The following is a 26537-nucleotide window of genomic DNA, read 5'->3' on the forward strand; positions in this document are numbered from 1 at the left end:
ATTCGCATTTCATCAATACGCTGATTGAAGCATTTGCCATTCCGCGCGAATCATTTAACCCAATTCGCATGGAATAAGATTATTGCGCCTCTTATTTTCTCAAATCGGACTCGACCGCCTTTCTTTAAATAAATCGATTGGCTATTTTTTATGCTTTTATTTGAATCGGATTACGCGTAGCGTGAAGAAAATCGCGCCTCACGCAACGCGGGCGCGACGCATGAACAGCCGCTGCGTCCAGCCGAACGCCACGAGGTTGCCGGCCACCACCAGAACGAGTCCGATCACGGCAAGCGCTGACCATCGATAGCCCTCGAACACCGTCGATACCGCGAGCGCCACGAACGGGAACAGCACCGTGCAATACGCGGCGCGCTCGGGCCCGATGCGCCCGACCAGCATCAGGTAAGCCGTGAATCCGATCACCGATCCCGGCACGGCCAGATAGACGAGCGCGCCCAGATAGCGCGCATCGGATTCGAGGGTGAACGGCAAGCCGGCGGCGAAGCTGCCGAGCGTCAGCACGCTCGCGCCGATCAGCATCGCCCAGCTATTCGTGACGATGGGATGCAGCCCCATCGACTGCATGCGGCTCGACAGCAGATTGCCCGCCGAAAAGCACATCGTCCCCGCGAAAGCGACGGCAAGACCGAGCCAGGAGGCGTGATCGCCGAGACGCCCTGACATTTGCTGAAGCGACAGGCACAAAATACCCGCGAGCCCGAGCACCGCGCCGACGATGGCCGTCGGCTGCAACGGGCGTCCCATGAAAAGCCGCCCGTTGAGTGAGTTCAACAGCGGCGCCGTCGAAAACACGACGGCCACGAGACCGCTCGGCACGACGCTTTCCGCGTAATAAAAGCACAGGAAGTTCACGCAAAACAGCGCGAGCCCTTGCGCGGCCAGGAAACGCCATGCGGCGCGAGGCGGCCACACGGGGCGGCGCATGATCTTCAGCAGCGCAAACAGCACGATTGCGGCAAGCCAGAAACGGCACGCAATCGACACGGGCGCCGGCACAACGCCAAGCTGCCATTTGATCGCGATCCAGGTGGTGCCCCAGATCAACACGGTCACAACATAAAGAAAGAGATTCATGATCGAAACGCCAGACGATACGCGTGACCGGACTATGCACCCGCGCACGTCCGTTCGATTGTCCAGAATTGCTCACTTTTCGCACGCGCCCGGAGCGGCAAGCATGCAGCACGTATACTTGCGGTGAACCGCAAGTGCCTCTTCCGTTTTCGCTTCATTCACGTGATCACACCGTCCATCGCCACAACCGACCCAGCCGATCCGCCGTTCGGCCTGCATTCGGTCTGCCAGACGCTCAGCGAGTCCAACGCGACGCTCGATCGTTTCGCGTGGCTCGGTGACAAGCTCGCCGTCGCGATCTGGACGCGCGACACCGAAGAGGCCGAAACGATCTACGAGCAGCCCGGCCATCACACGCTGTCGTGCTATCTGGACGGCGGCTATCGCACGGAGCGCCAGAAGCTGCCGGGCCGCTACGGCGCGCCAAGCCGCCTGTGCGCGCTGCCCGGCGATCACGAGTCGGGCTGGTGGGTGCGCGGCCACATGCATTTCATGCACCTGTATTTCCTGCCCGAGCATTTCACGGAGCGCGCGATCCGCGAACTGGACCGCGAACCGCGCGAACTGACGCTCGCTGACCGCACGTACTTCGAGGACGAGCGCATTGCGGCGCTTTGCCAGTCGCTCGCAAACGACGCATGGGACGACGTCGATGGCCATTTGCGCGCCAACGAAACGGCGCACGAAATCTTGAGCATGCTGTTGCGCTCGCAAGGCGTGAGCCGGATGGGCGCTGTGCTCAAAGGCGGCCTCGCGGTGGCGACGCGCCGCCGTCTGCGCGATTACATCGAGTCGAATCTGATGCAGCCGCTGACGCTCGGCGAACTGGCCGCCGTCGCGAACCTCTCCGAATTCCACCTCGCGCGGATGTTCCGCACGTCGTTCGGCCTGCCGCCGCATGCGTGGATCGCGCAGCAACGGCTCGAACGCGCACGCACGCTGCTGCGCACGACGACGCTGCCGCTCGCCGAAATCGCCACGCAATGCGGCTACGCAAACGCGAGCCACTTCAGTCACCGCTTCAGGCAAGGCGTCGGTGTATCGCCCGCCTTCTATCGTCAGGCATTGCGCGCGGTCTGATACGCGACGCCTGCAGCGCTTAGCGGCGTACTCTTTCTCGTTGCTTTCCGATGCTGCGCGCGACGCCGCCCATTTGCGGCGAGACCGGATTCGCGCGACTCAATTTGTCCATTTGAGACAAAGAAGTCTATACTCGATTTCATTCGCGCCGCGAACGCACGATCTGTCGCGCCCAATGCTGTTTTCACCGAACCGAGGACGGAACTTATGCAAATCAGGGAATTCGGGGTCGAACGCTGGATGGATCTCTACGAGAACCGGTGCGAGCTGAATCTTGCTGAAACGTGTGTCGAATCGCTGACGGTCGGCGAACTGCTGAAGATCGCGGGCAAGGAAGACGCGCTGCTCGCCGAGATTCTGCCGATGAAGCTGACCTATGGCGCAATCGACGGCACGGAGCGTTTGCGCAGCAACGTCGCGTGTCTGTATGACAGGCAGAGCGTGCCGAACGTGCTGATTACGCACGGCGCGATCAGCGCGAACGCACTGGTCTACGAAACGCTCGTCGAACCCGGCGATCATGTGATATCCGTGCTGCCCACCTACCAGCAGCACTATTCGATTCCCGAGAGTTATGGCGCGAAGGTCGAGATTCTGCGCTGCGCGAGGAAAACGCCTTTCTGCCCGACCTCGACGAACTCAGGCGCATGGTCACGCCGGCCACCCGCGTCATCGCGATCAACAATCCGAACAACCCGACCGGCTCGCTGATGGACGGCGCATCGCTCGAAGCAATCGCGCAGATCGCGCGCTCTTGCGGCGCATATGTGCTCTGCGACGAGGTGTATCGCGGCACCGATCAGGAAGGCAACGGCTTCACGGCATCGGTTGCAGACGTGTACGAGAAGGGCATCAGCACGGGCAGCATGTCGAAGACGTGGTCGCTCGCGGGCTTGCGCGTGGGCTGGATCGTCGCGCCCGTCGATCTGATTCATCGCGTGCAGATTCATCGCGACTACAACACGATCAGCGTCGGCATGCTGAACGATCTGCTCGCATCGATCGCGTTGGAAAACCGCACGGCCATCCTCGAACGCAACCACGGCATTTTGCGCACGAACCTCTCGCTGCTCGATGCGTGGATCGCGAAAGAACCGCTGCTTTCGTATGTGAAGCCGAAGTCGGGCACGACGGCGCTGGTGCGCGTCGATGCCGATATGCGTTCACGCGATTTCTGCGTCGCGCTGATCGAAAAGACGGGCGTGATGTTCACGCCTGGCAGTGCACTCGATGTGGAAGGCTATGTGCGCATCGGCTATACGAACAATCGCGATGTGCTGGTCACGGGTTTGGCGAGAGTGTCGGACTTCTTGCGCGACATCGCGCGTTAGACGAGCTAGGCGCGTCAGCCGCGCGTTGCTTGAAAGCCTTCGCTTCGTGATCGCTTGAAGCGAAGGCTTGCCGCGTTGCGCCTATTTCAACGCCCGTGCCCGTACGCGCGCGACGTGGACGGCATCGACACCTGCGCCGTCGTGGATCTGATGACGGCAACTGGTGCCGTCCGCGACCATCACCGTGTTCGCATCGATCTTGCGACAGCCGTTCAATAACAGCATCGAGCCGGAAAACGTGCGCGCCGCGCAACAGGTGCTCGAAGCGGCGGGTTATACCGTGCACGTCAACACGCGTGCTCGAGAGCGTCCGCTTTGCTATGGCCGCACGCTTTCAGACTCCGAAGTGGGATAGCGCGATTCACGATCACGATGACATGCTCAAGGCGCTGGAGGCGCGCGACGGCAAGCGTTTGAGCGCGATCTTGCGGCAGCATTTGCTCGACAACCGCGATGCGGTGTTGCAGGTGCGGTCGCGGGAGGATGTGGCGGCGGCGAACTTGAAGGCTTGAAGACAAGAAACGCGCAACGCACGGCAAAGGCCGTGCGTTTGTCTGCTATCAGATCATCGATACGTCACGCGCTTGCCTTCGCCGTATGATCCCTCTGCCGCAGCGACTGCGGCAGACCATACAGAATGATCAACGCACAAATCAGACTCAGCGCGCCGATCACATAAAGCGCCGGTGTCGTGCTGCCCGTCACGTCGCGCACACGTCCCACCATCACCGGGCTCACGATGCCGCCCAACTGGCCCAGCGTATTGATCAACGCAATGCCGCCCGCGGCGCCCGCGCCCGTCACGAGCTTCGGCGGCAACGCCCAGAAAGCCGGAATCGAAGCGATCACACCCGCGCCGAGCACAGCCAGTGCGATAACCAGCATCACCGTCTGCTTGTCGAAGTAGCCCGCAGCGAAGAACCCGGCTGCCGCCATCACGAGCAACGCGCTGACGAACTTGCGGCGCTCGCCCGAGGCATCCGACAAGCGCCCCACCACGACCATGCAGATCGCGCCGCAAATATAAGGCACTGCCGTCAGCAAACCGATGATCGTCGGGTTTTGCGTGCCCGCGCTGCGGATCAGATGCGGCGCCCAGAAGTTGAGTCCATACGACGCGATCTGAATGAGGAAATAGATAAGCCCAAGCGTCAGAAAGCCGGGCGTGCGGATCGCGCCGAGCAGCGAGTGGCCATGCGTGGTCGGCTGCGCCTGTTGCGCGATCTGGCTCGACAGATAGGTCTTCTCCGTCGGCGACAGCCAGCCCGCGTCTTCGATGCGATCCTTCAGCACCTTGAGCACGAGAATGCCGAGCACGACACACGGCAAGCCGCCGAGCATGAAGAGCCAATGCCAGCCGCGAATGCCGAACACGCCGTCCATCTGCCCGAGCACGAGACCTGAGATCGGCGCGCCGAACAGACCCGAGAACGCCGACGCGAGAAACAGCAGCGACGTGATGCGTCCGCGATAGCTCGCCGGAAACCACAGCGTCAGATAGTAGAGCACGCCGGGCGCAAAGCCCGCTTCCATCGCGCCGATCAGGAAGCGCAGACCGTAGAACTGCCATTCGTTGCTGACGAACACCATCGCGGCCGTCGCGAGGCCCCATGAAATCATGATCCGCGCAATCCACTTGCGTGCGCCGACCTTGTACAACAGCATGTTGCTCGGCACCTCGAAGAGCACATAGCCGATCACGAAGAGACTCGCGCCGAGACCATAGGCGGTATCCGAAAAGCCGAGATCGCTTTGCAGCTGAAACTTCGCGAAGCTGATGTTGATGCGGTCGAAGAACGCGAACAGGTAGCAGATCATGATGAGCGGCATCAGCCGCCACGCTACCTTTTTGATGATGTCGGCGGTTGCCGATAGCTTGTCGTCGCGGCTGTCCGCCGCGACTGCGCCTGGTGTGCTCATGCTTGTCTCCTTTGTGTCGACGAGCGTTAGCGCTTTAGCGCTCGCTCTCGTCCCATGCGAGGCCCGGATCCGGCCGCGCCGTCCGGTCTTGAGTTTTTAGTTGGATTGAAAGAAGCTCAGATACAGCGTACGTAATCGGGTACAGGGTGCACGTCGCAATTGCGGCCCGCTTTCATCAACTGGCCCGGCACGTCATGACCGAGCAATGCAGGCAGCGTGCGTGACAACGCGATCAGCTTCGGCAAATCGATGCCCGTCGGAATGCCGATCTCGTCGCACATGTTCACGAGGTCTTCCGTGCAGATGTTGCCGGACGCGCCCGGCGCGAACGGACAGCCGCCAAGGCCGCCGAGCGCCGCGTCGAAACGGCGCGCGCCCGCTTCATATGCGGCGAGCACGTTCGCGAGGCCGAGGCCGCGTGTGTTGTGAAAGTGCAGCGTGAGCGCGTCGGCGGGCACGCGTTGCAGCACGCGCTTGACGAGCCGCGCAACCTGGCGCGGATTCGCCATGCCTGTCGTATCGGCGAGCGTGATGCCGTGAATGCCCATTTCACGGTACGCATCGACGATCGACAGCACGCGGCCTTCGTCGATCTTGCCTTCGAACGGACAGCCGAACGCCGTCGCCACCGTCGCGTTCAACGACACCGTGAAATGCCGCGCGAGCCGCACGATATCGCCAAATGCATCCAGCGACGCTTCGCAGCTCATCCGCATGTTCGCGCGGTTGTGCGTCTGGCTCGCGGACATCACGAGGTTCAGTTCGTCGGCATGGGCCGCGAGTGCGCGTTCGGCGCCCTTCACGTTCGGCACGAGCGCGACGAAGATCACGCCTTCGCGGCGCTGGATCTGCGTGAACACCGCTTCGCCGTCGCGCAACGCGGGAATCGCCTTCGGCGATACGAACGAGCCAGCTTCGATACGCGTGAAGCCCGCCGTCGACAACTGATCGATCAACGCGATCTTGTCGGCTGTTTCGACCCACGTCGGCTCGATCTGCAGGCCGTCGCGCGGCGCGACTTCCTGGACGACCAGCTTGTCGAACTGAATGTCTTCGCGTTCGAAGTTCATTGCACGGCTCCTTCGCGGCGCAGCCGCTCGATGTCGCTTTGCTCATAGCCCAGATCGGCCAGCACGCTCGACGTATGCGCGCCGAGCGCCGGACCTTGCCAGCGCACTTCGCCCGGCGTGTCGGAGAGCTTCGGCACGATGCCCGGCATCTTCACCGACGCGCCGCCCGGCAACTCCGCCTTCAGCAACATCTCGCGCGCTTCGTAGTGGGGATCGGCGACGATGTCGGCGACGGAATAGATGCGGCCCGAAGGCACTTCCGCTTGCTCGAGCGCGGCCAGCACATCGTCGATCGAATGATGCGAGGTCCAGGCCGTGATCGCGGCATCGAGCATCGCGCTCTGCGCGACGCGGCCGTCGTTGCGGGCGAGCGCGGGATCGTCGGCGAGATCCGCTCGGCCGATCACGTGCATTAGGCGCTTGAAGATGGGATCGCTATTGCCCGCGATCACGACAAAGCCGCCGTCCTCCGTGCGATACGTGTTCGACGGCGCGATGCCCGGCAGCGCGCCGCCGCTGCGCTCGCGCACGTGGCCGAGCAGATCGTATTCGGGCACGAGGCTTTCCATCAGGTTGAACACGCTTTCGACGAGCGACACATCGACCACCTGTCCGTCGCCCTGCCCTGTCTTCACGCGCAGCAGCGACATCAGCGCGCCGATCACGCCGTGCAGCGAGGCAAGCGAATCGCCGAGACTCACGCCGACGCGCGCCGGCGCACCCTCGGCATCGCCCGTCGTATAACGGATGCCGCCCATCGCTTCGCCGATCGCGCCGAAGCCCGGACGGTCGCGGTACGGGCCCGTCTGTCCGTAGCCGGAGATGCGGACCATCGTGAGCCTGGGGTTGATCGCGTGCAGCACGTCCCAGCCGAGGCCGAGCTTTTCGAGCGCACCAGGTCGAAGATTTTCGATGACGATGTCGGCGTCGGCGGCGAGACGCTTGACGACGTCGGCGCCTTGCGCCGACTTGAGATTCACGCAGATCGATTTCTTGTTGCGCGATTGCAGATACCACCAGAGCGAGGTGCCTTCATGCAGCTTGCGCCACTTGCGCAGTGGGTCGCCCGTTTCGGGCGCTTCGATTTTGATGACCTCCGCCCCGAATTCGGCAAGCAGCCGCGCGGCGAACGGCGCCGCGATCAGCGTGCCGATTTCGACGACGCGAATACCCTTCAATGGACCACTCATGATGCTGTCTCCAATCTTGTTTCATGTTGGAGACAAGGTTAGAAGCGACGCGGCCCCGGCGTCCAACCGCAATTCGCCAACGACCGTTCGCGGTTCGCGAACGCTCGGCGCTAAGCCTTGCTGGACGCGGCTTCCACGGAGCGCAGATGGTCGAACAGCAGCTTCGCGACGGGCGAAAGATGGGCCGCGTCGCGCGTGACGATGATGAGGTCGCGCTCGGCCCATTCGTCTTCGAGCGCAACGGACACGAGGCCCAGCGGCCTGCCCATGATGCGATAGACGTTGATCGGCAGCACGCCGACGCCCATGCCCGCCTGAATCATCCGGCACACGGCGTCGAAGCCGGGCACGTGGATGCGCAGCTTCAGCGGCTTGCCCGCCTGGCGCGCGGCCGTATGCGTGCGCGCATTGATCGAGCTGGCCGAGTGCAGGCCGACGTGATCGCTGTCGAGCGTTTGCGCGAACGCGACGCTCGTGCGGTCCGCGAGCGGATGATCGTCTCGCATCACGACGCAGAGCGCGTCGTGCCGATAATGCGTCACTTCGAGGCCGCGCGCGTCCGCTTCACCGGAACAGATGCCGAAGTCGGCGAGACTGTCGGCCACCGCCTCGACGACGCCGCCGCTCGGCCGCTCTTCGAGATCGATCTTCACGCGGTCGTTCACCGCGAGAAACGCACGCAAGTCTTCGGGCAGGAATTCGACGATCGCGGAAAGGTTCGCCATCATCCGCACGTAGCCTCGCACGCCGCTCGCGTGGCCCGCGAGTTCGATGCCGATGTTCTCGATGCCGCGCATCACGCGGCGCGCGTGATGCAGCAGCGTTTCGCCTGCGGGCGTGAGCGTCATGCCGCGCGCGTTACGCTGAAAGAGCGTCGCGCCGACCGCCTGCTCCAGTTCGAGCAAACGCTTGCTGGCTGCGGAAACGGCAATGGCCTCGCGTTCCGCGGCGCGCGTCAGCGTGCCTTCCTCATAGACGGCGATGAAGAGTTGCAGGGTCGTGAGGTCGAGGCGGCGGAGCAGGTTCTTCAGGACCATGGCGGACACGAATGGCGCATAGCAACGAGATGCAATGCTTCATATTGTGCCGCGAGCGCGCCGCGAACGCTTGCCGTCAGTCGAAACACATCAGCGAAATGGGATCGCTTGCAGCAAACGTGTCCATCAATGCGATGTTCAGCAGCTGCCCGTGACGGTCGATGCGCCCTTCGTCGATGGGCGGGTTTGTTATCCTGCTGCTCGATGGTGGCTGCGTCCCGTTTCCAAAGTGAATGCGATGGCTTCAGTCTTGTTTTCGATGCCTTCGCCAACAACCTGCGTGGACGGCTGGACGCTGCCAGGCTCACGTCGTCTGCTGCCGTTTCTCTCAACGCGTTGTCTGCGAGGTCATTGAATGCCGAGCGTTGCCATAGCGATCTTTCCGGGCGTCCAGGCGCTGGATGTCGCCGGTCCCGTCGATGTCTTCGCCGAAGCAAACCTGTTCATCGACGGCAAGGACCGCTATGAAGTGAAGCTGCTCGCCGTGGACAGCAAGCCGTTGCGGGCGTCGAACGGCATCACCTTCGTCGCCGACGAAACGTTCGACGACAAGCGCACGAGATTCGATCTCGCGTTGATGGCGGGCGGCCCCGCGTTGCCGGAGAGCATCCCGGAGGGGCGCCTCACGCAATGGCTCGCGAACGTCGCCTCTCAATGTAAGCGCTATGGGTCTATCTGCACGGGCGCGTTCGCGTTGGGTCACGCGGGTCTGCTCGACGGGCGCAACGTCACGACGCACTGGCAGCACGCGCAGCAACTCGCGACGCAGTTCCCGAAAGCGCGCGTCGATTTCGACCGTATCTATCTGCGCGACGACCGGCTCGTGACATCGGCGGGCGTGACGGCGGGCATCGATCTCGCGCTTGCGCTCGTCACCGAGGATCACGGCCCGCAGACCGCGCTGAAAGTGGCGAAGCGGCTCGTCGTGTTCTCGCAGCGCCAGGGCGGCCAGTCGCAGTTCAGCCCTTACCTCACTGCGCCCGCCGACGAAACTTCGCCCGTCGCCAGGGTGCAGGCGCACGTGATGGCAAACATCAGGCAGAACTTCACGGTCAGGCAGCTTGCCGAAGTGGCGGGCATGAGCGCGCGCAACTTTGCGCGGATCTTCGTGCAGGAAACCAGCGTGACGCCGCATGAGTTCGTCGAACGCGCGCGGATGGACGCGGCGCGCCAGTTGCTCGAAAGCAGCGGCGCGGCGCTCAAGACGATCGCCTACGATTGCGGCTTCGGCACGGCGGACCGCATGCGGATCGTGTTCACGAAGCGTATCGGTGCGACGCCAAAGCAATACCGCGAGCGTTTCCGGCACGATTGAGGCGTGCGGATGCAGCCGCGTGACTCGCGTGCGAAAATGATCGGCACCTCAACGGCTTTCTCGAACCTCAACATGAACGCCACTACTTCTGTTCGCGCCATCGTCACCGGCCATACGCGCGGCCTCGGCGCGGCACTCGCCGAACAACTGCTTGCGCGAGGCATCGCCGTGCTGGGTGTTGCGCGCTCGCGTAACGAGGCGCTCGCCGCTCGGGCCGGCTTCGATCAGGTCGAGGTCGATCTTTCCGATGCTAATCGTCTCGCGCAGTTTCTCGCGGGCGATACGTTGGGCAACTTCCTTCGCGGTGCGCAAACGGCGCTGCTGTTCAACAACGCCGGCATGGTGCAGCCGATTGGTCCCGTCGAGGCGCAGGACGTTGCTGCGATTGCGCAAGCCGTGGCGTTGAACGTTTGCGCGCCATTGATGCTGGCGAGCGCGTTCGCTGCCGCAAGCCCGGATGCGGGCGACCGGCGCATCGTTCATATTTCGAGTGGCGCCGCACGGCATCCATATGCGGGCTGGAGCGTTTACTGCGCGACCAAGGCCGCGCTCGATCATCACGCGCGTTCCGTCGCACTCGATCAGAACCGCGCGCTGCGCATTTGCAGCGTCGCGCCGGGTGTCGTCGATACGAACATGCAGGCTGAGATTCGCTCGACAGGTTTGGACAAGTTTCCGATGCGCGAGAAGTTCGAGGAGTTGAAGCGCAGCGGGAAACTGTCGACGGCGGAAGAGTCGGCGGCAAAGCTCGTTGACTATGCGTTGAGCGATACGTTCGGCGCGGTGGCGACGGCAGACGTGAGAGAGTTGCCGCAAGGGTGAGCAGCCTTCGCGCACGCGGAGCACACGTGCCTCACGGACTCACACCGGGCGTTCGGCAATACGAGCCCAGGACATGGAAAACCGACCTCCCGAAAACGCTCACCTTTACACCGCGTCGCGCGATTCACGACTTCGACAACGCAAGCGCCACTGTCTGGCCGTTTTGCGAAAACCCCCAAATTCCCGCGAAATTTCAGCCTTTTACGTGACCATCAACGCAACAAGCCACGCCCCGAGGTGAAAGAAATCCCCACCCCAGAACTCACTCCCGAAAACTCTCACCTCTAAACGGCCTGGGCCACGCTACGCGAACAGCCGCGCACCGTGGGCCCAACATTCAAGCCGTCAAGAAGAGAGGAACCTCGAGCCTCCCGTTGCTCCAACATCTTCCCCTACGTCTCGATCCCAGGAAACTGCACAGTCAGCGCCGCGAGAATCGGCACGACAGCAAGCAGATAAAACGCCACATCGAGATTGCCGCCGATCATCGTCTTCGACACGCGAGTGTCGGCGCGAAGATCGCCGCGAGCTTGAGCCACGCGCCACCAACGCAGGCAAAGGAAGAGAAACCGGCATGAGCACGCGAACGACAGCGCGAACGCCGCATTCTTCACGGCGGGCGTATCGGGCGGACTCAATCAGGCGATCGTGCTGACGGGTGTTCACCACTCGTTCTGACGCACGGCGCTCACCCCGACAAGTCTCGAAGCAAAACAAGGCGGCCTTGACTTGAGGCAGCTGTTTCTGTCTGCGCTTGCGCTTCACGCGCAACGTCTATGGGCGCGTTCGCGCGAAGGTTGGATCAAGCGCGAGCGCAGCATTGCTAAAAATCAAACAAACGATGCGGGCGCACCCGCACACTTGACGATGCTTGAGGATGCCTGCCGATGAGCCGCGCCTGCAAGGATCGGCATGTCACAACGCATCTGACGCGGCCTCGACTCTCCTCGACCCCTCCGTACAAACCCTTATCCGAAAGAAAATTTATTTTCATGAGACAGTTTTCATGTAAATTCGCTTACATTCCTGATCCATCAATCTGACCGCAACGCTCGATGTCCCGTCACAGCCCCAAGTCCCCTGTTGCCGCCGAGCCCGCCATCGCCGCCCGCATCACGGCCGCGATGCCGATCCTCACGCCGGTCCATCGGCGCATGGGCGAATTCGTGCTGGCGAACCAGTTCCGCGCCGCGACCATGCGCATCGACGAGCTGGCGAACGCGGTCGGCGCCTCCATCGCAACAGCGAACCGCTTCGCCCGCGCGCTCGGCTTCGACGGCTATCCGGCGTTTCGCGAAGCACTCGTCCGGGGCTTCGAGGCGACACTCGCGCCCGTCGAGCGCTTGCGTTCGGCTCAGGAAGCACAAACGACGGGCGACGAGCTTTTCAGCTCATCGCTCGAACAGGCGGCCACCAATCTCAGCACGACGCGCAGCGCAATCGACAACGCCGCAGCGCTCGCCGCCGTCGAGGCGATCATCGCCGCGCGGCGCGTGTTCATCCTCGGCTCGGGCGCGAGCGCGTTTCTCGCGAGCTTGATGGAGCACAACCTGCTGCCGTATCACGACAACGTGCAATCGCTTGCGCTGATCGGCGGGCCAACGCATGCCGCACGCCGCCTCTTCAACGCGCGCAAGGGCGATCTCGTGATCGCGATCGCGTTCCCGCGCTATGTCGACGATACGGTCGAGCTCGCGCGCCGCGCCGCCAGTCTCGGCGCGGAGGTGCTTGCATTGACCGACGGTCCGGCGTCGCCGCTCGCCGTGCTCGCGACCCGCTCGCTCTTCATCCGCGCGGAGCGGCGTCTCGCGGCAACCTCCGAGGCGACCGTCCTCGCCGTGATCGAAGCGTTGTGCGATGCCGTTGCATACCGCGCGAAGCGTTCCGCGCAGGCCGCCGCCGAAATGACCGGGTTCGTGCTGCCCTGGCTCACCGACACCTCGGCGATACGCAACCACTCGAAGACATCCACGCGGCCCACCACTACGAAGGCAAAGAAAAAGCCATGACCACCAAAGCCGTAATCGCGATTCACGGCGGCGCGGGCACGATCGTGCGCGCGTCGATGGCCTCCGACGCGCAGGCGCGTTACCACGCCGAATTGCACGCGGTGCTCGTCGCCGCGCAGAAAGTGCTCGCCGACGGCGGCAGCGCGCTCGACGCCGTCACGCAAGCCGTGCGCCTTCTCGAAGATTGCCCGCTGTTCAACGCCGGGCACGGCGCCGTGTTCACGTCGGCGGGCACGCATGAGCTCGACGCATCGATCATGGACGGCCGCACGCTCGAAGCAGGCGCGGTGTCGTGCGTGAAGCGCGTGCGCAATCCCATCGTCGCGGCGCGCCACGTGCTCGAATACAGCGAGCACGTGATGTTCACGGGCGAAGGCGCGGAAGCGTTCGCGCAGGCGCAAGGGCTTGAGTTCGTCGATCCCTCGTACTTTCACACCGATGCGCGCTATCGTCAGTGGCAGCTTGCGCGCGAGCAGCAGCGTGCGATGCTCGATCACGACGGTGCGGCGCTCGCCGCGCAAAACGAGGCCGTCAAGGACGACGCGCTGCCGCACGAGCCCATCGATCCCAACAAGAAGTTCGGCACGGTCGGCGCGGTCGCCGTCGATCTGTACGGCCACGTCGCCGCCGCGACCTCGACGGGCGGCATCACGAACAAGCAGTTGGGCCGTGTCGGCGATGCGCCGCTGATCGGCGCGGGCTGCTATGCCGATGACGCCACCTGCGCCGTGTCGGCCACGGGTTCCGGCGAGATGTTCATGCGCATGGTCGCCGCCTACGACGTGGCCGCGCAAATGGCGTATCGCGGCGTGGCTTTGGAGGAAGCGGCAAACGACGTCGTGATGAACCGCTTGCCGCGCATCGACGGGCGCGGCGGCCTGATCGCCGTCGACGCGCACGGCAACGTCGTGCTGCCGTTCAACACGGAAGGCATGTATCGCGGTTACGCGCGTGTCGGCGAAGCGCCCGTCACGGCGATCTATCGCTAGCCACAACGCTCACGCAATTCACTGCCTCAAATGCCGGGAGAAACCATCGTGCCGAACACGCCTGACCAGACACGTGCGCTCGATAACCTGCCGCCACAACGCGTCGTCGATATCGACCGCCTGACGGTCTCGTTCCGTCGCGGCGACAGCACGTTCAACGCGGTGCGCGATCTGTCGCTGTCCGTCGATCGCGGCGAGACGCTGGCGATCGTCGGCGAGTCGGGCTCGGGCAAGTCGGTGACGTCGCTCGCGTTGATGCGTCTCGTCGAACATGGCGGCGGACGCATCGCGAACGGCAGTATCGCGTTTCGCCGACGCAGCGGCAGCGTGCTCGATCTCGCGCAGGCCTCGCAGGCGACGATGCGCTCCGTTCGCGGCGCGGACATCGCGATGATCTTCCAGGAGCCGATGACGTCGCTCAATCCCGTCTTCACGGTGGGCGACCAGATCGGCGAAGCGATTGCGCTGCATCAGAACATGAGCCGCAGCGAAGCGCACGCGCAAACGTTGCGCCTGCTCGATCTCGTGCGCATTCCCGAGGCGCGCCGCGTGGCCGCGCGCTATCCGCATCAGTTGTCGGGCGGGATGCGGCAGCGCGTGATGATCGCAATGGCGCTGTCGTGCAAGCCGTCGCTGCTGATCGCCGACGAGCCGACCACCGCGCTCGACGTGACGATCCAGGCGCAAATCCTGCAACTGATACGCGGCTTGCAGGACGAGATGAACATGGGCGTGATCTTCATCACGCACGATATGGGCGTCGTCGCCGAAGTGGCGGACCGCGTGCTGGTGATGTATCGCGGCGAGAAAGTCGAGCAAGGCGAGTCGGCCCAATTGTTCGCCGCGCCCGCGCATCCTTATACGAAGGCGCTGCTCGCCGCCGTGCCGAAACTCGGCTCGATGCAAGGCACGAATGCGCCCGCGAAGTTTCAACTGCTCACGCTTGATGGCGAGCACGCGCACACGTCGCACGAAGCGCGCGCCGCGCATGACGACGCCGCGCAGCACCCGCCCGCCCAACCGGTTCTCCGCGTGCGCGACCTCGTCACGCGCTTTCCGGTGCGCAGCGGTCTGTTCGGCAAGCTCACGGGCCGCGTGCATGCCGTCGAGCGCGTCAGCTTCGATCTGCATGCGGGCGAAACGCTCGCGCTCGTCGGCGAATCGGGTTGCGGCAAATCGACGACCGGCCGTTCGCTGTTGCGTCTCGTCGAAAGCCAGAGCGGCAGCATCGAGTTCGACGGCAAGGACATCAGCTCGTTGAGCGGCCCTTCGTTGCAGGCGCTGCGGCGCGATATCCAGTTCATCTTCCAGGACCCGTTCGCGTCGCTCAATCCGCGTCTGACGGTCGGCTTCTCGATCATGGAGCCGCTGCTCGTGCACAACGTCGCAAGCGGCAAGGAAGCGCAGGAACGCGTCGCGTGGCTGCTCGACAAGGTCGGCCTGCCCGCCGATGCCGCGCGCCGCTATCCGCATGAATTCTCCGGCGGCCAGCGTCAGCGCATCGCGATTGCGCGCGCGCTCGCGCTCAACCCGAAGGTCGTGATCGCGGACGAGTCGGTGTCGGCGCTCGACGTCTCCGTGCAGGCGCAGATCATCAATCTGATGCTCGATCTGCAGCGCGAACTCGGCGTCGCGTATCTGTTCATCTCGCACGACATGGCCGTCGTGGAGCGCATCAGCCATCGTGTCGCGGTGATGTATCTCGGGCAGATCGTCGAGATCGGCCCGCGCCGCGCGGTGTTCGAATCGCCGCAGCATCCGTACACGAAGAAGCTGATGGGCGCCGTGCCCGTCGCCGATCCGGCGCGCCGCCACGCGAAGCGCATGCTCGCCGCCGACGAGTTGCCCAGCCCGATCCGCGCGCTCGACAACGAGCCCGTTGTCGCGCCGCTCGTCGCGGTCGGGCCGGATCATTTCGTGGCCGCGCACAGGATCGGCGGCGCTTACTAGTCAGCCAGACTATCAGGCAACAAACCAGAAGCCGCGTGGACCAGCGGCATGACAACAAGCAGTTCACTTGCTCAGTGGAGTTACGAAACGATGACTACGCCTTCCATGCTTCAACCGTTGCGCCTGCGTTCGCTCGTGACGAGCGGCGCGCTGGTCTTTGCGATGCTCGCTTGCGGCGCCGCGCACGCGGCGCAGACCGCCGTGATGGCCGTCGACTCGACGTTCACGACGCTCGATCCGTACGACGCCAACGACACGCTGTCGCAAGCCGTGTCGAAATCGTTCTATCAAGGCCTGTTCGGCTTCGACAAGGACATGAAGCTCGTCAATGTGCTCGCGACGAGCTACGAAGCGAGCCCCGACGCGCGCGTCTACACGTTCAAGCTGCGCCAGGGCGTGAAGTTCCAGGACGGCACCGACTTCAACGCGGCCGCCGTGAAAGCGACGTTCGACCGCGTGACCGATCCGGCGAACAAGCTGAAGCGCTACAACATGTTCAGCCGCATCGAGAAAACGGAAGTCGTCGATCCGTACACGGTGAAGATCACGCTGAAGGCGCCGTTCTCGGCGTTCGTCAACGTGCTCGCGCATCCGTCGGCCGTGATGATCTCGCCCGACGCGATCAGGAAGTACGGCAAGGACCTCGCGTTTCATCCCGTCGGCACAGGTCCGTTCGAACTCGTCAAATGGGACCCCGCTGGCGATCTGACGGTGAAGAAGTTCGACGGCTACTGGAAGAAGGGCTATCCGAAGATCGATGAGATCGACTGGAAGCCGGTCGTCGACAACAACACGCGCGCGGCGCTCGTGCGCACGGGCGAGGCGGACTTCGCGTTCCGCATTCCGTTCGAGCAGGCGGCGACGCTGCAATCGAACCCGAAGGTCGACATCGTCGCGACGCCGTCGATCATCAACCGCTATGTCAGCCTGAACACGACGAAAAAGCCGTTCGACAATCCGAAGGTGCGCGAGGCGCTGAACTATGCGATCAACAAGGAAGCGCTCGCGAAGGTCGCGTTCTCCGGCTATGCGGTGCCCGCCGACGGCGTGATTCCCGAAGGCGTCGATTACGCGACGAAGCTCGGCCCGTGGCCGTACGATCCCGCGAAGGCGCGCGCGCTGTTGAAGGAAGCGGGCTATCCGAACGGCTTCGAAACGACGCTCTGGTCGGCGTACAACAACTCGACGTCGCAGAAGACGATTCAGTTCGTGCAGCAGCAACTGGCGCAAGTCGGCGTGAAGGCCAGCGTCGAAGCGCTCGAAGCGGGCCAGCGTGTCGCGAGGGTGGAGAGCGCGCAAGATCCCGCGACGGCGCCCGTGCGCATGTACTACATCGGCTGGTCGTCATCGACGGGCGAAGCGGACTGGGGCATCACGCCGCTGCTCGCGTCGTCGTCGATCCCGCCGAAGCTCGTGAACACCGCGTACTACAAGAACGATGACGTCGACAGCGATCTGACGAAGGCGCTGGAAACGACGGACCGCACGAAGAAGGCCGCGCTCTATGGCGATGCGCAAAAGCGCATCTGGACGGACGCGCCGTGGATCTTCCTCGTCAAGGAGAAGATCGTGTATGCGCGCAGCAAGCGTCTGTCGGGCGCGTATGTCGCGCCGGACGGGTCGTTCAACTTCGACGAAATCGCGTTGAAGTAAGCCGCTGAAGCCGCGCTGGTCTCGAAGCACAGGTTTCGGGACCAGCGCCTTCGCCTCATGCCGCACCTGCTTTTCGATAGCGGATCGCTCTATGCTGAACTTTCTCGTCAAACGCCTGCTGGGCCTGCTGCCGACGCTCGTCATCGTCGCCGGTCTCGTGTTCCTGTTCGTGCACATGCTGCCCGGCGATCCCGCGCGGCTCGCGGCCGGTGCCGAAGCCGATGAAGCGACCGTCGCGCTCGTGCGCGCCGATCTCGGACTCGACAAGCCGATGCCGCAGCAGTTCGTGAACTTCTTCGCGCGCATCGCGCATGGCGACTTCGGCACGTCGACGCGCAGCAAGCGCCCCGTCGCCGCGGAGATCGGCGAGCGCTTCATGCCGACGCTGCTGCTCACGCTCGTCAGCATGGTGTGGGCCGTTATCTTCGGGATGGCGATCGGCATCGTGTCGGCCGTGTGGCGCAACAAGTGGCCCGACCGGCTCGGCATGACGCTCGCGGTGTCGGGCATTTCGTTTCCCGCGTTCGCGCTCGGCATGCTGCTGATGGAAGTGTTCTCCGTGCAGCTCGGCTGGCTGCCCATCGTCGGCGATGGCTCGTGGCGCAGCTACGTGCTGCCGTCCGTCACGCTCGGCGCAGCCGTCGCCGCCGTGATGGCGCGCTTCACGCGCGCGTCGTTCGTCGAAGTGCTGAACGAAGACTTCGTGCGCACCGCGCGAGCGAAAGGTGTCGCCGAGCAATGGGTCGTCATCAAGCACTGCCTGCGCAACGCGATGATTCCCGTCGTCACGATGATGGGCTTGCAGTTCGGCTTTCTGCTCGGCGGCTCGATCGTCGTCGAGGTGGTGTTCAACTGGCCGGGCATGGGCCGCCTGCTGGTGGACGCCGTCGCGATGCGCGACTACCCGGTGATTCAGGCCGAAGTGCTGCTGTTCTCGTTCGAATTCATCGTCATCAATCTGGTCGTCGACGTGCTGTACGCCGTCATCAATCCGACCATCCGTTTCAAGTGAGGTCCGCATGAGCACGACCGCCGATAACACCCGCGCCGTCTCGACCGCTCACGAAGAGCGCGCGATCCGCACGCCCTGGAGCGAGTTCTGGCGCAAGTTCCGCAAGCAGCATGTCGCACTCGCGGCGAGCGTGTTCGTGCTGCTGCTCGTCGCCGTATCGATTGCGGGTCCGCATCTCGTTCCGTACGACCCGGAAAACTATTTCGACTACGATGCATTGAACGCGGGCCCCTCGGCTGCGCACTGGTTCGGCGTCGATGCGCTGGGCCGCGACATCTTCAGCCGCATCGTCGCGGGCACGCGCATTTCGCTGGCGGCGGGCTTCGTGTCGGTGGCGATCGGCGCGATTGCCGGCACGTTCTTCGGCTTGCTCGCGGGCTATTACGAAGGCTGGTGGGACCGCATCACGATGCGTGTCGCCGACGTGCTGTTCGCATTCCCCGGCATTCTGCTCGCGATCGGCATCGTCGCGATACTCGGCAACGGCATGATCAACGTGATCGCCGCCGTCGCGGTGTTCAGCATCCCCGCGTTCGCGCGGCTCGTGCGCGGCAACACGCTGATGCTCAAGCAGTTGACGTATATCGAAGCGGCGCGCAGCATCGGCGCGTCGGACTGGACCATCATCATGCGGCACATTCTGCCGGGCACGATTTCGTCGGTGATCGTGTATCTGACGATGCGCATCGGCACGTCGATCATCACGGCTGCGAGCCTGTCGTTTCTCGGCCTCGGCGCGCAGCCGCCGACGCCCGAGTGGGGCGCGATGCTTAACGAGGCGCGCGCCGACATGGTGACAGCGCCGCATATCGCGCTGTTCCCGAGCCTCGCGATCTTTCTGACGGTGCTCGCGTTCAATCTGCTCGGCGACGGCTTGCGCGACGCGCTCGATCCGAAGCTCGACCGGCCATGAACATGCCGCCGATGCCGCATATCGGCGTATTGCCCGCAGGTCCGTTGGGCACGATCGCCGATGTATCCGGCGTGACGGTCGGACATTGCATGATCGATCGAGGCGCGATACAGACGGGCGTGACCGCGATCCGCCCGCATCGCGGCGATCCATATCGCCAAAAGGTGCCCGCCGCGGCGAGCGTGATAAACGGCTTCGGCAAGAGCATCGGACTCGTGCAGGTCGAAGAACTTGGCGTGCTCGAAACGCCCATTGCGCTGAGCAACACATTCGGCGTCGCAGCCGTCGCGCAGGCGCAGATTCGCGCGGCCATCGCCAACAATCCACAGGTCGGGCGCGAATGGCCGACCGTCAATCCGCTCGTGTTCGAATGCAACGACGGTTACCTGAACGATATTCAGGCGCTCGCGGTTGAAGAATCGCACTATGTTCACGCACTCGATACGGCATCGTCGGCGTTCGCACGCGGCTCGGTCGGCGCGGGGCGCGGCATGTCGAGCTTCGACCTGAAAGGCGGGATCGGTTCGGCGTCGCGTGTGGCGAGCGTGGCGGGGAACGCGTTCACGCTCGGCGCGCTCGTGCTCGCGAACTTCGGCCGATTGCCGATGCTGACTATCGATGGCATACCCGTTGGCCGCGAACTCGCGCGGCGACGCGCAGCCGCGGCAACAGCAGTGAAGCCCGAGCAAGGCTCGATCATCATGATCGTCGCCACCGATGCGCCCCTCGATGCGCGCCAGCTCAGACGTCTGTCGATGCGCGCCGCCGCGGGTCTCGCGCGCACCGGCTCCGTCTACGGGCACGGCAGCGGCGATATCGCGCTCGCGTTCTCGACGGCCTGGACGGTTGCGTCCGAAGCCGACTTCAATGCTCCGCCACCGCTGCTCAATGATGCACGTCTCGATCCGCTGTTTCAGGCCTGCGCGGATAGCGTCGAGCAGGCGATCGTCGACGCGTTGTGGTCGGCCACGACCGTCACGGGACGGGACGCTCACACGCGTTTCTCGCTGCACGAAGCGGTGCCCGATCTCGATCAACTGCTGAAACGGCACACAACATGAAGGTACTGATTTCCGTCGATATAGAAGGCGTCGCGGGCGTCATGAGCCCTGAGCAAACTCGCGCGGGCAACGGCGAATATGAACGCGCGCGCCGCTGGATGACGCTCGAAGCGAATGCGGCGATCGAAGGCGCGTTCGCGGGCGGCGCAACGGACGTCTGGGTCAACGATTCGCACGGCGGCTTTCGCAATCTGCTGCCCGACATGCTCGATGCGCGCGCAAACGTGGTACTCGGCAAGCCGCGCACGCTCGGCATGATGGCGGGGCTCGAATACGCGCCGCAGCTCGTGTTCATGATCGGCTATCACGCGATGGCGCAAAGCCGTGGGATTCTCGCGCACACGATCAACAGCTTTGCTTTTTCTCGTGTCACGATGAACGGACGCGATGTAGGCGAGGCAGGGCTTTATGGCGCGCTCGCCGCCGAATATGGCGCACGCGTCGTGCTGCTTTCCGGCGATGACGTGTTCGCGCAAGAGACGCGCGCTTCGTTTCCCGAAGCTGTGTTCGTGGTCACGAAGAACGCGACGGGCTATGGCAGCGGCGTCACGCAAACACCAGAACGTGCGTGCGATGCGATCAAGGAAGCCGCGAAGGACGTTGTCGCGCGACTGGAGAGGCGGGCTGTTGCGCAACGCGTTACGCCGCAACCCGTCGATATCGAGCTTCGCGTGCAGACCACCGCGCTTGCCGATCTGTTCGCACAGATGCCGTCGCTCGAACGCGTGGACGGCGTCACGCTGCGGTGCTCCGCGCCTTCTGTCGAGCATGCGGTTCGCACGCTGAATTGCCTGTCGGCGATGTCGTTTATGTTGCGCTGACGCCGACACCGATGCACAGGCGGAGCAATCAAACCCGCCGCTTGCTGCGCCTGAACTGATCGAACAACACCGCCAGCAGCAGAATACCGCCGCGAATCAGGTATTGATAAAACGTCGGCACATTCAGCAGGCTCATCGCATCCTGCACCGAACCCATGATGAGCACGCCGACTAGCACGCCCGAAATCGTCGCGACGCCGCCCGTCAGCGACACGCCGCCGAGCACGCACGCCGAAATCACGCCGAGTTCGAGGCCGACCGATGTCTTCGGATCGCCGAGGCTCATCCGCGACGCGAGCATCACGCCAGCGAAGCCGGTGACGAGCCCTTGCAGCACGAACACCGTGATCTTGATGCGCGTGACGGGCAAACCGGCGAGCAACGCGGCCTCGCTATTGCCGCCCACCGCGAGCACGTTCTTGCCGAACACCGTTTTGCGCAGCAGAAACCCGAACAGCACGAAGCCGACTATGTTGCTCCAGATCGGATATGAAATGCCGAGAAACGAGCCGCCGCCGAGATCGAAGAAGCTCTCTTCGGAGATCATCACCGCGTCGCCGTTCGACGTGATGAATGCGAGGCCGCGCACCACCTCCATCATCGCGAGCGTGACGATCAGCGAGTTGATCTTGTAGCGCGCGATCAGCACGCCATTGACGAGCCCGACCGCGCCGCCCGCCAGCACACCCGCCGCGACGCCGAGCAGCACGCTATGCGTCGCGGTGATCAGCGTCGATGCGACGACACCCGAAAACGCGACGATCGACGCGACGGAAAGATCCACCTCGCCGAGCGCGAGCACGAACATCATTGTCACGGAGATCGAGCCGATCAGCGTGACCGAGAGCAACAGCCCTTGCATGTTGCGGCTCGTCAGAAAGTCGGGCACCGCGAACGACAGCACCGCGAACAGTATGACGAACACCATCACGATGCCCGACTTGTTGATCAGGTCCCATGTGCGCGCCGCATGTGCGGCCGTGCCGGGCGAAGCGGCGTGATTGGCTGCCGGCTCGGTTGCCGGACGGGTGCTCGGTGTTTGCATGGTCTTCCAGTTCCGTGGTCTACGTGGTGCGTTGCTGCTTCACGCTTTTGATTCACGCGCCTGCGTCACGCGTTTGCGTCACTGCGGTAAAGCCAGTTTGATCAGTTGATCGGGCGACGCATCGGCCTTAGGCAAGTCGCCGACGATGCGCCCTTCCTTCATCACCAGCACGCGGTCCGCAATGCCGATCACTTCCGCGAGATCGCTCGATACGACGATCACCGTGCGTCCCGCTTCCGCGAGGTCGTACAGCAGATCGTAGATTTCGGCACGCGCGCCGACGTCGATGCCGCGCGTAGGCTCGTCGAGCAGAAACACGTCGATGCGTTCCGCCAGCCAGCGCGACAGAATCACCTTCTGCTGGTTGCCGCCCGACAGCGTGCCGATCACCGTTTCCGTATTGCGCGTCTTGATCGACAGCTTGTCGATGTATTCGCGCGTGAGGTCGCGCTCGCGCTTGCCGTTCAGCAGAAAACTCAGCGGACTGAAATGCCGCCGCGCGCTGATGTTCAGGTTATCGGCCACGGAAGCAATCGCAACGATGCCTTCCTGCTTGCGATCTTCCGGGCACAACGCAATGCCCGCGCGCACGGCGTCGCGCGGCGTCGAAAACGACACACGCTTGCCATTGAGTTCGACATGGCCGCTAACAGGCTGCGTCGCGCCGTAGAGCAGCTTCATCAGCTCGGAACGCCCCGCGCCGACCAGCCCGAAGAAGCCGACGATCTCGCCCTTGCGCGCAGTGAAGGAGACCGGGGCGGAGAGCCCCGGCCCCATCAACTGCTTCGCTTCAAGCTGAACGTCGCCCGCTTTGCGCGGACGATAACCATACACATCGCGTATCGAGCGGCCCACCATGCAACTGATCAGGCGATCGCGATCGAGGTCCGCGACGGAGTCGAAGGTTTCGATCCTGCGGCCGTCGCGGAACACCGTGACGCGGTCGCAGAGTTCGTACACCTCGTCCATCCGGTGCGTCACGTAGATCACCGCGCGCCCTTGCGCGCGTAGTGCATTGATGATCTTGAAGAGCCGCTCCGTCTCGCGCGCGGACAGCGAGCTCGTCGGTTCGTCGAACGCGATCACGCGCGCATCGCGCATCAACGCCTTGCCGATCTCGATCATCTGGCGCTGACCGATCGACAGGCGCTTGACCTGCGTGTTCGGATCGATCGATTCACCGAGCCGCTCGAGTTCCGTCATCGCGCGCTTGACGAGCGACTTCTCGTCGAGCACGCCGAAGCGGTTCGGCAACTGCCCGAGCATCAGGTTTTCCGCGACCGTCAGCTCGGGCACGAGATGCAGTTCCTGATAGATGATCGCGATGCCCGCCTCGATCGCGGCCTTCGTCGTCGTGAACTTGTGCTCGACGCCGGCAAGGCGCAACGCGCCCGCCTGCGTCTGGTTCACGCCCGACAACACCTTCAGCAGCGTCGATTTGCCCGCGCCGTTCTCGCCCATCAGGCCATGCACTTCGCCGCCGCGCACGTCGAACGACACATTGTCGAGCGCGACCACGCCCGGAAATGCGACCGTGATGCCGTCGAGTTCGAGATGCGTCGTGGCCGCGGTCAACGGTTGATCGGAAGGTGCGACATAAGCCGCGCTGCCAGCGTCGTTCGCGTTCATCGTGTCTTGCATCCGTTAAGCCGCATCAGATTCCGAGTTCCGTGCGCACGTCCTTCCAGTTCTCGCGCGTCATCAGCTTGCCCGTGGTCTGCGTGTCGGCGGGCGGCTGCTTGCCCGACTTGATCCAGTCGACGAGGTTCTGCGTGCTCTGCTTGCCGTGGTTGGTCGAGCTGACGGCGATCGTGCCGAAGAAGCCCGTCGGTTCCTTCTTCTGGAACTCGGCGAACGCTTCTCCTGCGCCGTTGATGCCGACGCCGATCACGTCCGAACCCGGAATGTGCAGTTGCTCGGTGGCGCGCACGCCGCCCAGCACCGTCTCTTCGTTCAGCGCGAAGATCACCCACTTCTTGATGTTCGGATGCTTCGACAGCACGGGCGACGCTGCGTTGAAGCCGCCTTCGTCGTCAGTCGTCTTTTGCGGCGCGTCGAAGATGTTGTCCTTCTTGAAGCCGTTCGCGAGCAGCGTTTCCGTTGCGCCGTCGGTGCGCAGCTTGGCCGTCGGCAGTTCGTAGTCGGTGATGCGGATCGCGCCGACTTCTTCCGGCTTCCAGCCGCGCTTCTTCATTTCGTCGGTGATCGCCTGGCCGACCTGATTGCCGATCTTGAACGCCGACATGCCCAGATGCGGCACGCCCGCGAGCGGCTTGCCCGTCGAATCGACCAGCTGATCGTCGACGGTCACGAACTTCATGTTGTAGCGCTTCGCGCGCGCCTGAATCGCCGGTCCGAGACGCACGTCGGGCGGGCAGATCACGAAGCCTTGCGCGCCCTGTGCGCCGAGGTTGTCGATTGCTGCGAGCACCTTCTCGCCGTCGGGCGCGCCGATGTTCACCACCGAGAAGCCCTCCTTCTGGCCCAACGCCGTCGCCGCCTTCTGCTCGTTGATGAACCATGCCTGCTCGGGCATTTTCACGAGCACGCCGATTTTCAGCGGCGCGTCCGCGTGCGCGGTCATCTGCATTGCAAATGGCGCGGCCAATAGCGTGGCGGCCATCGCGGACAACGTGAGGCGTCGAAGTTTGCGGGTCATGCTTGTCTCCTTGAACAGGTCGTTGCTTGTGATAGTTCGAATCAGCGCTTAACAGGTTGACAGAACGGCCAGGCCCGGATTTCTCCCAGGCTCTAGTCGTGGAACGGCTCGACCTCGTGACGACGGCCAAGCAGGAAAGCATCGGCGACCAGCCGCAGCGGGCGCACATCGACATCGTGTTCGCCATGCGTGATCAGCCAGTGGAACCGTTCATACAGCGACGGATATTCGCGCTCGGGTCCGAGCCCGACCGGCTTGCCCGCGATCGCGAGCTTCTTGCCGCCTTCGCTCAGATGGAGCACGCCGTCCGTCGTCGTCACTTCGATTTCCCATTGCTCGACGGGACCATGACGCCAGTCGAATTCGGCGCGCACGGGCACACCTGCTGCGTCGATGAAATCGAGGTCGGCGGCAATCGGCGTCTGCACGTTCGCGGGCACCGACAGCGTCGCCGCACGCAGTATCACTTCGCGCGGCAGCATGTGCGTGATGATCGACAGCGCGTTGATGCCGGGATCGAACACGCCGAGTCCGCCCGGCGTCCAGATCCACGCCTGGCCCGGATGCCAGCGGCGCACATCTTCCTTCCAGCGCACTTGCACTTCGTTCAACGTGCGTTGCGCGAGCCATTCGCGCGCCGTTTCGACAGCGGGCGCGTAACGCGAATGCCACGTCGCGAACAGCGTGCGGCCTGCGGCGCGCGCCATCGAACGCAACACGTCCACTTCATGCACGCTCGCGCCGGGCGGCTTTTCGAGCATCACGTGCTTGCCCGCCGCGAGGGCCGCGCGCGCCTGGTCGAAGCGCACCTGCGGCGTCGCGCACAGCGACACAGCGTCGAGTTGCGGCTCGTTCGCAAGCATCTCGCCGATGGTCTTGTAGTTGCGCACGCCGTCGACCTGCGCATTGCGGCTCGCACATGCGACGAGTTCGAAGCCGTCGAGCGCGGCGATAGCGGGCAGATGCTGGTCGCGGGCGATCTTGCCGACGCCGACGATGCCGATGGAAAGTCTGGTGTTCATATAGTGGGCGATAGAGCTTCGAGGGACTAACGGATTGTTAGCGGTCCCAGCGTAACGCAAGCGCATGCGCTGCACGCGTGAGTTCGCATGGTTCGATGCGAGCGCCGCGAGGCGTCATGCCGACCTGCCGGCCGAGCCGCGCAGCGAGCGATCCGAAGAAGCGATTGTCCGAACTTGCCACTATTTGAAACTCCTCATTTGTCACGACGCTGCCGACGAATTAGCCAAACTATATGCGCCGATTCGTGGACATGTGATTAGTACTTTCCCCCATGCCGAGCGCGCTAACGTCATTCAATTTATTATCGGCGTCGGGCGTTGCCTATGCTTTAGCGAGACCTGTACGCACTATTCTGAACATTGCGAACGCGACAGGTCCGGCAAAAGTTTGCCTGTACGCATCATTGGACATCGGAGTGCACAAGGCATATAGTATTACTATATTTGAACTAAATTGAACGAGACACCATGACCGACCAACCCCGCAAACTGCGCTCCGCCGCCTGGTTCGGCACCGCCGACAAGAACGGCTTCATGTAC

At 63.5% G+C, this 26537-nt stretch carries 21 protein-coding genes and 3 pseudogenes; 14 read left to right on the plus strand and 10 right to left on the minus strand.

All coding sequences use genetic code 11. From position 1 onward, the window contains the following. Positions 1–198: 198 nt before the first annotated feature. Positions 199–1098 carry a DMT family transporter gene (locus J8I87_RS24090; protein ID WP_209934483.1) on the minus strand — a complete coding sequence of 300 codons (900 nt, stop codon included), beginning with the start codon at positions 1096–1098 and terminating at the stop codon, positions 199–201. Positions 1099–1260: 162 nt separating this feature from the next. On the opposite strand from J8I87_RS24090, the gene J8I87_RS24095 reads away from it, so the two are divergent. From J8I87_RS24095 to J8I87_RS24110, 4 genes and pseudogenes are all read left to right on the plus strand, one after another. Next, entirely contained in the window at positions 1261–2178 is a 918-nt protein-coding gene (locus J8I87_RS24095) for an AraC family transcriptional regulator (RefSeq protein ID WP_313065671.1), read from the plus strand. Between the two features lie 363 nt (positions 2179–2541). Then, positions 2542–3509: pseudogene (locus J8I87_RS24100) on the plus strand (aminotransferase). 163 nt (positions 3510–3672) lie between these two features. Next, positions 3673–3864, plus strand: a complete 192-nt coding sequence (locus tag J8I87_RS24105; protein ID WP_209934515.1) for a hypothetical protein — start codon at positions 3673–3675, stop codon at positions 3862–3864. Then, positions 3842–4021 (plus strand): annotated as a pseudogene (locus J8I87_RS24110) (GntR family transcriptional regulator); the annotation flags it as partial. The gene J8I87_RS24105 and the pseudogene J8I87_RS24110, both read left to right, overlap by 23 nt. Positions 4022–4085: 64 nt before the next feature. On the opposite strand, the gene J8I87_RS24115 reads toward J8I87_RS24110, so the two are convergent. The 4 genes from J8I87_RS24115 to J8I87_RS24130 all read right to left on the minus strand — a co-directional run bounded on the left by J8I87_RS24115 (position 4086) and on the right by J8I87_RS24130 (position 8726). Next, positions 4086–5429, minus strand: coding sequence for an MFS transporter (locus J8I87_RS24115; protein ID WP_209934484.1), 1344 nt, complete (start codon positions 5427–5429; stop codon positions 4086–4088). Between the two features lie 116 nt (positions 5430–5545). After that, the gene (locus J8I87_RS24120; protein ID WP_209934485.1) at positions 5546–6499 is read right to left on the minus strand and encodes a hydroxymethylglutaryl-CoA lyase; all 954 of its coding nucleotides are present in this window, start codon (positions 6497–6499) and stop codon (positions 5546–5548) included. Next, entirely contained in the window at positions 6496–7689 is a 1194-nt protein-coding gene (locus J8I87_RS24125) for a CaiB/BaiF CoA-transferase family protein (RefSeq protein WP_209934487.1), read from the minus strand. The genes J8I87_RS24120 and J8I87_RS24125 overlap by 4 nt, the downstream gene beginning before the upstream one ends. A 110-nt stretch (positions 7690–7799) precedes the next feature. Further along, positions 7800–8726 (minus strand): LysR family transcriptional regulator, encoded by a 927-nt coding sequence (locus J8I87_RS24130; protein ID WP_209934488.1) that lies wholly within the window; start codon positions 8724–8726, stop codon positions 7800–7802. Positions 8727–9081: 355 nt separating this feature from the next. Between J8I87_RS24130 and J8I87_RS24135 the strand changes: the two genes are divergently transcribed. After that, entirely contained in the window at positions 9082–10041 is a 960-nt protein-coding gene (locus J8I87_RS24135) for a GlxA family transcriptional regulator (protein ID WP_209934489.1), read from the plus strand. A 72-nt stretch (positions 10042–10113) separates the two neighbouring features. Next, complete coding sequence (locus tag J8I87_RS24140; protein WP_209934490.1) at positions 10114–10863, plus strand: SDR family oxidoreductase; 750 nt, start codon at positions 10114–10116, stop codon at positions 10861–10863. Positions 10864–11255: 392 nt separating this feature from the next. Here the strand turns inward: J8I87_RS24140 and J8I87_RS24145 are convergent. Next, a pseudogene (locus tag J8I87_RS24145) lies at positions 11256–11413 on the minus strand (MFS transporter); the annotation flags it as partial. Between the two features lie 505 nt (positions 11414–11918). Here J8I87_RS24145 and J8I87_RS24150 point away from each other — a divergent pair. From J8I87_RS24150 to J8I87_RS24185, 8 genes are all read left to right on the plus strand, one after another. Beyond that, positions 11919–12872, plus strand: a complete 954-nt coding sequence (locus J8I87_RS24150) for a MurR/RpiR family transcriptional regulator (RefSeq protein ID WP_209934491.1) — start codon at positions 11919–11921, stop codon at positions 12870–12872. Then, positions 12869–13861, plus strand: coding sequence for an isoaspartyl peptidase/L-asparaginase family protein (locus J8I87_RS24155; protein WP_209934492.1), 993 nt, complete (start codon positions 12869–12871; stop codon positions 13859–13861). Before J8I87_RS24150 ends, J8I87_RS24155 begins: the two co-directional genes overlap by 4 nt. 30 nt (positions 13862–13891) lie before the next feature. Next, entirely contained in the window at positions 13892–15811 is a 1920-nt protein-coding gene (locus J8I87_RS24160) for a dipeptide ABC transporter ATP-binding protein (RefSeq protein ID WP_209934494.1), read from the plus strand. A 90-nt stretch (positions 15812–15901) separates the two neighbouring features. After that, complete coding sequence (gene gsiB, locus J8I87_RS24165; RefSeq protein ID WP_209934495.1) at positions 15902–17464, plus strand: glutathione ABC transporter substrate-binding protein GsiB; 1563 nt, start codon at positions 15902–15904, stop codon at positions 17462–17464. 91 nt (positions 17465–17555) lie between these two features. Further along, positions 17556–18476 (plus strand): glutathione ABC transporter permease GsiC, encoded by a 921-nt coding sequence (gene gsiC / locus J8I87_RS24170; protein WP_209934496.1) that lies wholly within the window; start codon positions 17556–17558, stop codon positions 18474–18476. Between the two features lie 7 nt (positions 18477–18483). Continuing rightward, complete coding sequence (gene gsiD, locus J8I87_RS24175) at positions 18484–19389, plus strand: glutathione ABC transporter permease GsiD (RefSeq protein ID WP_209934497.1); 906 nt, start codon at positions 18484–18486, stop codon at positions 19387–19389. Then, the gene (locus J8I87_RS24180; RefSeq protein ID WP_209934498.1) at positions 19386–20450 is read left to right on the plus strand and encodes a P1 family peptidase; all 1065 of its coding nucleotides are present in this window, start codon (positions 19386–19388) and stop codon (positions 20448–20450) included. The genes gsiD and J8I87_RS24180 overlap by 4 nt, the downstream gene beginning before the upstream one ends. Beyond that, on the plus strand, positions 20447–21271 hold the full coding sequence (locus tag J8I87_RS24185) for a M55 family metallopeptidase (RefSeq protein WP_209934499.1): 825 nt from the start codon (positions 20447–20449) through the stop codon (positions 21269–21271). Before J8I87_RS24180 ends, J8I87_RS24185 begins: the two co-directional genes overlap by 4 nt. Before the next feature lie 28 nt (positions 21272–21299). Here the strand turns inward: J8I87_RS24185 and araH are convergent, their stop codons facing one another. The 4 genes from araH to J8I87_RS24205 all read right to left on the minus strand — a co-directional run bounded on the left by araH (position 21300) and on the right by J8I87_RS24205 (position 25997). Continuing rightward, positions 21300–22316 (minus strand): L-arabinose ABC transporter permease AraH, encoded by a 1017-nt coding sequence (gene araH, locus J8I87_RS24190; RefSeq protein WP_209934501.1) that lies wholly within the window; start codon positions 22314–22316, stop codon positions 21300–21302. 78 nt (positions 22317–22394) lie between these two features. After that, on the minus strand, positions 22395–23945 hold the full coding sequence (araG, locus tag J8I87_RS24195) for an L-arabinose ABC transporter ATP-binding protein AraG (RefSeq protein ID WP_409518795.1): 1551 nt from the start codon (positions 23943–23945) through the stop codon (positions 22395–22397). Between the two features lie 25 nt (positions 23946–23970). Then, a complete protein-coding gene (locus J8I87_RS24200) occupies positions 23971–24975 on the minus strand; it encodes an arabinose ABC transporter substrate-binding protein (RefSeq protein ID WP_209934503.1) in 1005 nt (334 codons plus the stop codon). 92 nt (positions 24976–25067) lie between these two features. Continuing rightward, a complete protein-coding gene (locus J8I87_RS24205; RefSeq protein WP_209934505.1) occupies positions 25068–25997 on the minus strand; it encodes a Gfo/Idh/MocA family protein in 930 nt (309 codons plus the stop codon). Positions 25998–26537 lie beyond the last annotated feature (540 nt).

The organism is Paraburkholderia sp. LEh10 (genome assembly GCF_017814945.1).
Classification (GTDB): domain Bacteria; phylum Pseudomonadota; class Gammaproteobacteria; order Burkholderiales; family Burkholderiaceae; genus Paraburkholderia.